7 protein-coding genes are annotated in these 7,103 nt (G+C 70.6%); 4 read left to right on the forward strand and 3 right to left on the reverse strand.

What is annotated here, in order from left to right:
- Nucleotides 1-71: 71 nt before the first annotated feature.
- The 3 genes from lon to ABD355_RS06725 all read right to left on the reverse strand — a co-directional run bounded on the left by lon (nt 72) and on the right by ABD355_RS06725 (nt 3,700).
- Nucleotides 72-2,486: an endopeptidase La gene (gene lon, locus ABD355_RS06715; RefSeq protein WP_344399158.1), complete on the reverse strand. Its 2,415-nt coding sequence runs from the start codon at nt 2,484-2,486 to the stop codon at nt 72-74.
- Between the two features lie 165 nt (nt 2,487-2,651).
- Nucleotides 2,652-3,425: a rhomboid-like protein gene (locus tag ABD355_RS06720; RefSeq protein WP_344399159.1), complete on the reverse strand. Its 774-nt coding sequence runs from the start codon at nt 3,423-3,425 to the stop codon at nt 2,652-2,654.
- Between the two features lie 146 nt (nt 3,426-3,571).
- Nucleotides 3,572-3,700 (reverse strand): hypothetical protein, encoded by a 129-nt coding sequence (locus ABD355_RS06725; RefSeq protein WP_344399161.1) that lies wholly within the window; start codon nt 3,698-3,700, stop codon nt 3,572-3,574.
- Between the two features lie 132 nt (nt 3,701-3,832).
- Here ABD355_RS06725 and ABD355_RS06730 point away from each other — a divergent pair, with 132 nt between their 5' ends.
- The 4 genes from ABD355_RS06730 to ABD355_RS06745 all read left to right on the forward strand — a co-directional run.
- A complete protein-coding gene (locus ABD355_RS06730) occupies nt 3,833-4,510 on the forward strand; it encodes a spermidine synthase family protein (RefSeq protein ID WP_344399162.1) in 678 nt (225 codons plus the stop codon).
- Between the two features lie 132 nt (nt 4,511-4,642).
- Entirely contained in the window at nt 4,643-5,380 is a 738-nt protein-coding gene (locus tag ABD355_RS06735) for a response regulator transcription factor (RefSeq protein ID WP_123967420.1), read from the forward strand.
- On the forward strand, nt 5,377-6,483 hold the full coding sequence (locus tag ABD355_RS06740) for a HAMP domain-containing sensor histidine kinase (RefSeq protein WP_344399163.1): 1,107 nt from the start codon (nt 5,377-5,379) through the stop codon (nt 6,481-6,483). Before ABD355_RS06735 ends, ABD355_RS06740 begins: the two co-directional genes overlap by 4 nt.
- A 292-nt stretch (nt 6,484-6,775) precedes the next feature.
- Nucleotides 6,776-7,103 (forward strand): 2-oxoglutarate dehydrogenase E1 subunit family protein (locus ABD355_RS06745; protein ID WP_344399164.1); only part of this gene is annotated, 328 nt, incomplete at its 3' end.

Here is a 7,103-nt window from a genome sequence, read left to right on the forward strand (position 1 = left end):
ACGTACGGGCGACGGGCGAAGGCCCGGGCCTCCCTCACGGGACCCGGGCCCTGCCTGTCCGATCGCGTCCGTCACGCCGCGACCGGAACCTCCGGCTTCGCGTCGCTCGTGGCAGGCGCGAGGGCCAGCTCCAGGACCTGGCGGACGTCGGTCACGGCGTGGACGTCGAGCTTGTCCAGCACCTCCGCGGGGACGTCGTCCAGGTCGGCTTCGTTGCGCTTCGGGATGATCACCGTGGTGACACCCGCCCGGTGCGCGGCGAGCAGCTTCTGCTTCACTCCGCCGATGGGCAGGACGCGGCCGGTCAGCGAGACCTCGCCGGTCATCGCCACGTCCGTGCGGACCAGGCGCCCGGACAGGAGGGACGCCAGGGCCGTCGTCATCGTGACGCCCGCGCTGGGGCCGTCCTTCGGGACCGCGCCCGCCGGGAAGTGGATGTGCACTCCACGGTCCTTCAGGTCCGCGACCGGCAGCTCCAGTTCGGCGCCGTGGCTGCGCAGGAAGCTCAGCGCGATCTGCGCCGACTCCTTCATCACGTCACCCAGCTGGCCGGTGAGGGTCAGGCCCGCCGCGCCCGTCTCGGGATCGGCCAGGGACGCCTCGACGAACAGGACGTCGCCGCCCGCGCCGGTGACCGCGAGACCCGTCGCCACGCCCGGGACCGCCGTACGGCGCTCCGCCGGGTCCTGGGCGGACTCGGGCACGTGGTGCGGCCGTCCGATCAGGCCGCGCAGATCACCGTCCGTGATGGTGAACGGCAGCTCGCGGTCGCCCAGTTCGTGCTGCGCCGCGACCTTGCGGAGCAGCCGGGCGATCGAGCGCTCCAGGGTGCGGACGCCCGCCTCGCGGGTGTACTCGCCGGCGAGCTTGCGCAGCGCGCTCTCGTCGATGGTGACCTCGTCCGACTGCAGCCCGGCGCGCTCCAGCTGACGCGGCAGCAGGTGGTCGCGGGCGATGACGACCTTCTCGTCCTCGGTGTAGCCGTCCAGGCGGACCAGCTCCATACGGTCGAGCAGGGCCTCCGGGATGGCCTCCAGGACGTTCGCCGTGGCGAGGAAGACGACGTCGCTCAGGTCGAGTTCGACCTCCAGGTAGTGGTCGCGGAAGGTGTGGTTCTGCGCCGGGTCCAGGACCTCCAGGAGGGCGGCCGCGGGGTCGCCGCGGAAGTCCGAGCCCACCTTGTCGATCTCGTCGAGGAGGACGACCGGGTTCATCGAACCGGCCTCCTTGATGGCGCGAACGACACGGCCGGGCAGCGCACCGACGTACGTACGGCGGTGGCCGCGGATCTCCGCCTCGTCACGGACACCGCCGAGGGCGACCCGGACGAACTTGCGGCCCATGGCGTGCGCGACGGACTCGCCGAGCGAGGTCTTGCCGACGCCGGGCGGGCCGACGAGAGCCAGTACGGCGCCGCCGCGCCGGCCGCCCACGACGCCGAGGCCCCGCTCGCTGCGGCGCTTGCGCACCGCCAGGTACTCGGTGATCCGCTCCTTCACGTCCTCCAGGCCGGCGTGCTCGGCGTCCAGGATCGCCTTGGCGCCCTGGATGTCGTACGCGTCCTCGGTGCGCTCGTTCCAGGGGAGTTCGAGGACGGTGTCCAGCCAGGTGCGGATCCAGGAGCCCTCCGGGGACTGGTCGCTGGACCGCTCCAGCTTGTCGACCTCCTTGAGCGCCGCCTCGCGGACCTTCTCCGGCAGGTCGGCGGCCTCCACACGGGCGCGGTAGTCGTCGGACTCCTCGCCGTCCTGCTCGCCGTTGAGCTCGCGCAGCTCCTTGCGTACGGCCTCCAGCTGGCGGCGGAGCAGGAACTCGCGCTGCTGCTTGTCGACGCCCTCCTGGACGTCCTTGGCGATGGTCTCGGCGACGTCCTGCTCGGCGAGGTGGTCGCGCAGATGCTGGGTGGCGAGCTTGAGGCGGGCCACCGGGTCGGAGGTCTCCAGCAGCTCGATCTTCTGATCGGTCGTCAGGAAGGGGGAGTATCCGGAGTTGTCGGCAAGGGCGGAGACGTCGTCGATGGCCTGCACCCGGTCGACCACCTGCCAGGCGCCGCGCTTGCGCAGCCAGGCGGTGGCAAGGGCCTTGTACTCCTTGACCAGTTCGGTGACGTGACCGGGCAGCGGCTCGGGCACGCTCTCGTCGATCCTCGTCCCCTCGACCCACAGCGCCGCACCCGGGCCGGTGGTGCCGGCGCCGATCTTCACGCGGCCGCGGCCGCGGATCAGGGCGCCCGGGTCACCGTCGGCGAGCCGGCCGACCTGCTCGACGGTGCCGAGCACACCGGTGCCCGGGTACGTGCCGTCGATGCGTGGCACCAGCAGGACCTTGGGCTTTCCCGGCTCGGAGCGGGCGGCGGCCTGGGCTGCCTCCACCGCGGCGCGCACGTCGGTGTCGTTCAGGTCCAGCGGCACCACCATGCCGGGCAGCACGACCTCGTCGTCGAGCGGCAGCACGGGCAGGGTGAGCGGTGTGGACGTCGATGCCATGATCTACCCTCCGGCAGTCAAGTTGAGTTATGCCGACTCAATGCATGACGCTCCGCCAATGTTCCCGGCGCCGCGTTCGCTGTCAGCGATCACGGCGGTGAGGTGGGCGCTTACTGGGGGCGTGCAGCCCCCCAGACCCCCGCTTCGGCCTGAACGGCCTCGTCCTCAAACGCCGGACGGGCTCAAAAGACGAACCCAGCGGCGGATCATCGGCCAGGTCGCGATGCCTATGGCCAAGGAGATCAGGTGGCCCCAGTTGCTCAGCGGGTCCGTGAACTCGATCAGGTCTTCGACCAGCATGCCGCCGAACAGGACCAGCATCGGCCAGCGCAGCCAGGGCGTGAGCAGCCCGGCCAGGGCGCCGACACTGGCGGCGACGCCGAAGCTGATGCCGTAGTCGAAGCGGTGCAGGGAGCTGTCGGGGAGGTGGCCGACGAGCACGGCCAGGCCCACGGGGACCTCGGTCGCGAGGGTGGCCAGGACATGGCCGAGCAGGAAGACGACGGCCGTGCGCGCCCCGCCTAGCCGCCGCTCCAGCGCCGTCAGGACGAGCAGGAAGCAGACCACGTACGGCGACGCGAACCCGCCCGCGATCCACAGTCCGCTGGCGAGCAGCACCAGCACGGGCGTCTGCACGAGGTGTGCGACGTCCGTGCTGGAGGCCTGGAGCAGGGCGTCGACGAGCGACGGGGCGGCGTAGGTGGCGATCAGCGTGGTGAACGCCAGGACCGTCGCGTAGGCGAAGGTGAACGGCGTACCGGTGGGGGTCGGCAGAAGGCGCCAGGGGCGCGGGGCGCGGGCCGCGGGGAGCGGCACCTGAACGGTCGGTACGGCGACGGTGACCGCGCCGCGCTGACGCGGCATACCGTCGAGAAGTTCGGACACGTCGGGAAGGGGCGCGACCGATGGTTCATTGTCGGCCGTCGCGATGGGTTCCACGTTGCGGCGCTCCTTCCGTTGCGCCCCACCCTTCGCAACCACAGGGGTCCCTGTCTGTGACCGACGCCACGCGAAAGGCGATTCACGGCAACCTCTCATGCTTTTCATGCGTCAGAGGACAACCCCTGCTTCCAGTCTTCGTCCTGCTACGGCCTCAGCAGGCCGACCTCCTTCGCGTGCGCCGCGCGTGTCGCCCGGTGGCGCGGCAGGGTGCCGAGGAACGCGTCTTCGCCCGTCCGCCGTACCAGCGCACCCAGCACGTCCTCACGTCCCACGAACGGGTAATTCGCGGCCGTACGGCCACCCCGCGCAGCGTCCCAAAGGAGCGCGGGGCCGTGACATGAGCGGCGCGCGGCACCCCCGGTAATTCCCCTGGCCGTGAACGCGAGTTCGTGCAGGATGAAGCCATGACCGCCACCTACGACACTCCTGTGGTCCTGGACCGTCGCGAGGGCCCGTACGGCGAGGTCGTGCTGCGCCGGCACGGCGAGTTGCTGCAGATCATCGCCAACGGCTGCTTTCTGATGGACACCTCGGACGGCCGCTCGGAGCGGCTCCTCGTGGACGCCGCGCTCGACGCCCTGGGCCCCCGCAAGGCGCCGAACGTGCTGATCGGAGGCCTCGGTGTGGGCTTCTCGCTCGCACACGCGGCGGCCGACCCGCGCTGGGGCGCGATCGCGGTCGTGGAGCGCGAGCGCGCCATCATCGACTGGCACCTGAACGGCCCCCTCGCCGCTCTCTCGGCCCGGGCGGTCGCCGATCCCCGCACGGAGATCCTGGAAACGGATCTGATCCCGTACGTCCGTGAGACATCCGCCACTTATGACGCGCTGTGCCTGGACATCGACAACGGCCCCGAGTGGACCGTCACCGAGGGCAACGACGATCTCTACTCACCCGCCGGACTGACAAGCTGCGCAAGGGTGTTGAAGCCGGGCGGGGTCCTGGTGGTGTGGTCCGCGCAGCCCTCTCCGGATTTCGAAGAAACCTTGCGGAATGCCGGGTTCCAACAGGTGCGTACCGAAGAGATCCCGGTTGCCCGTGGCGTTCCCGACGTCGTGCACATCGCCGTCCGACCTGGATAGCCGTGGGACGGTGACTCCCCGTACTCTGCTTCTCTGGCGCAGATCATTCAAGCGTCAATCGCAAGCATGCGCAGGCATGAGCCAGGTAACGGATCACCCCACGGATTCCGGAAAGCAACTCAGGGGCGGGCGATGGAGCAGACCCACACATCCCACAACGGCACGACGGCGACCCCGGGCGCACAGCGCAGGGTCCTGGTGGTCGAGGACGACGCGACCATCGTCGACGCCATCGCGGCCCGCCTGCGCGCAGAGGGTTTCCTCGTGCAGACCGCGGGTGACGGCCCGGCCGCCGTCGACACCGCCGAGGCCTGGCAGCCCGACCTGCTGATCCTCGACATCATGCTGCCGGGTTTCGACGGCCTGGAGGTCTGCCGCCGTGTGCAGGCCCAGCGCCCGGTGCCGGTGCTGATGCTGACCGCGCGCGACGACGAGACCGACATGCTGGTCGGGCTCGGCGTCGGCGCCGACGACTACATGACCAAGCCGTTCTCCATGCGGGAGCTGGCCGCCCGCGTGCATGTGCTGCTGCGCCGGGTGGAGCGGGCCGCACTGGCCGCCGCGACGCCCAGAAGCGGCATCCTGCGCCTCGGCGAGCTGGAGATCGACCACGCCCAGCGGCGGGTGCGCGTGCACTCCGAGGACGTGCATCTGACGCCCACCGAGTTCGACCTGCTGGTGTGCCTTGCGAACACCCCGCGCGCGGTGCTCTCCCGCGAGCAGCTGCTGGCCGAGGTGTGGGACTGGGCGGACGCCTCCGGCACCCGTACGGTCGACAGCCACATCAAGGCGCTGCGCCGGAAGATCGGCGCCGAGCGGATCCGCACCGTGCACGGCGTGGGCTACGCGCTGGAGACCCCGACGCCATGAGCGGCGATCCGGTCGGCCGGAGAAGCCCCGGGGAGCCCTGGGGCGGTGTGAGCCCGTTCTCGATCAAGACCAAGCTGGGCGCGCTGGTCGTCATCGCGGTCCTGATCACCACCGGGCTGATGATGATCGCCATGCGCACGGCGACGGAGCTGCGCTTCATCACGGTCTTCTCGATGATCGCCACCTTGCTGATCACGCAGTTCGTGGCCCATTCGCTGACCGCGCCGCTGGACGACATGAACGCGGTCGCCAAGGCCATCTCGCACGGCGACTACACCCGCAGGGTGCGCGAGAACCGCCGTGACGAGCTCGGCGACCTGGCGCAGACGATCAACCGCATGGCCGACGACCTGGAGGCCCAGGACCGCCAGCGCAAGGAGCTGGTGGCGAACGTCTCGCACGAGCTGCGCACCCCCATCGCGGGCCTCAGGGCGGTGCTGGAGAACATCGTCGACGGTGTCTCCCCGGCCGACCCGGAGACCATGCGTACGGCCCTGAAGCAGACCGAGCGGCTCGGCCGGCTGGTGGAGACGCTGCTGGACCTGTCCCGGCTGGACAACGGCGTCGTACCGCTGCGCAGACGGCGCTTCGAGGTCTGGCCGTATCTGTCGGGCGTGCTGAAGGAGGCCAACATGGCCGTGCCCGCGCGCGCGGGCATCGCCTCCGGCTCCGGCAGCCACACCCGCACGGACGTGCATCTGCACCTGGACGTGTCCCCGCCGGAGCTGACCGCGCACGCGGACCCCGAGCGGATCCACCAGGTAGTGGCAAATCTCATCGACAACGCGGTCAAGCACAGCCCGCCGCACGGCCGCGTGACCGTGAAGGCGCGGCGCGGCGCGCTGCCGGAGTCGCTGGAGCTGGAGGTGCTCGACGAGGGCCCCGGCATTCCGCGCTCGGAGTGGCACCGGGTCTTCGAGCGGTTCAACCGGGGTGGCGCGGGCGCCTCCAACGGTCAGGGCGGCGACGGCGGTACGGGGCTGGGCCTCGCGATCGCCCGCTGGGCCGTCGACCTGCACGGTGGCGGGATCGGAGTGGCCGAATCCGAGCGGGGCTGCCGGATTCTCGTCACCCTCCCGGGAGAGACATCCGTTCAAAGTTGACGTAAAGTCCGAACCGGAGCCTCAAGATCCACCGCGGTCCGCGCCGACGGACACGTGTGATCAGGCACACGCCCGCACGCTGAGCGTGCAGGGCTTGCCTCGGCGTTTTCCCGTCACCCTCGTTCCGTACCGGAACCGCGTTTGTTTCCCGCCATTTCCAGGCCCGAAACGCGGTTTCCGATGTGACTTACACGACGATGAACCTGCCCGGCCTGACCTTCCGGGTCTTGGGGGCGTAGCCTTTATTCCCGCTGTCCATCACCTTGTGAAGCGGAAGAGGGCGGTTGCCGCCGTGTCGCCACAGTCCCCCAGTAACTCGAGCATCTCGACCGACGCAGACCAAGCGGGCAAGAACCCCGCTGCGGCGTTCGGCCCCAACGAGTGGCTCGTCGACGAGATCTATCAGCAGTACCTCCAGGACCCGAATTCGGTAGACCGAGCCTGGTGGGACTTCTTCGCCGACTACAAGCCCGGGGCCCCCGCCGCCCCGGCTCCGGCGGGTACTGCGGCCGCGGGGGCCGCAGAGACCTCCCCATCCCCGGCACCCGCGGCGCCCGCCGCCCCGGCTGCGCAGGCCCCGGCCGCCCCCGCGGCGCCCGCTCCCGCGCCGGCCCCCGCGG

Source organism: Streptomyces longisporus (genome assembly GCF_039532765.1).
In the GTDB taxonomy this organism is placed as follows: Bacteria; Actinomycetota; Actinomycetes; order Streptomycetales; family Streptomycetaceae; genus Streptomyces; species Streptomyces longisporus.

Coding starts and splice junctions, on each gene's coding strand:
- lon (WP_344399158.1), bottom strand. CDS start 2,486: ATGGCATCGACGTCCACACCGCTCACCCTGCCCGTGCTGCCGCTCGAC.
- ABD355_RS06730 (WP_344399162.1), top strand. CDS start 3,833: ATGACCGCCACCTACGACACTCCTGTGGTCCTGGACCGTCGCGAGGGC.
- ABD355_RS06735 (WP_123967420.1), top strand. CDS start 4,643: ATGGAGCAGACCCACACATCCCACAACGGCACGACGGCGACCCCGGGC.
- ABD355_RS06740 (WP_344399163.1), top strand. CDS start 5,377: ATGAGCGGCGATCCGGTCGGCCGGAGAAGCCCCGGGGAGCCCTGGGGC.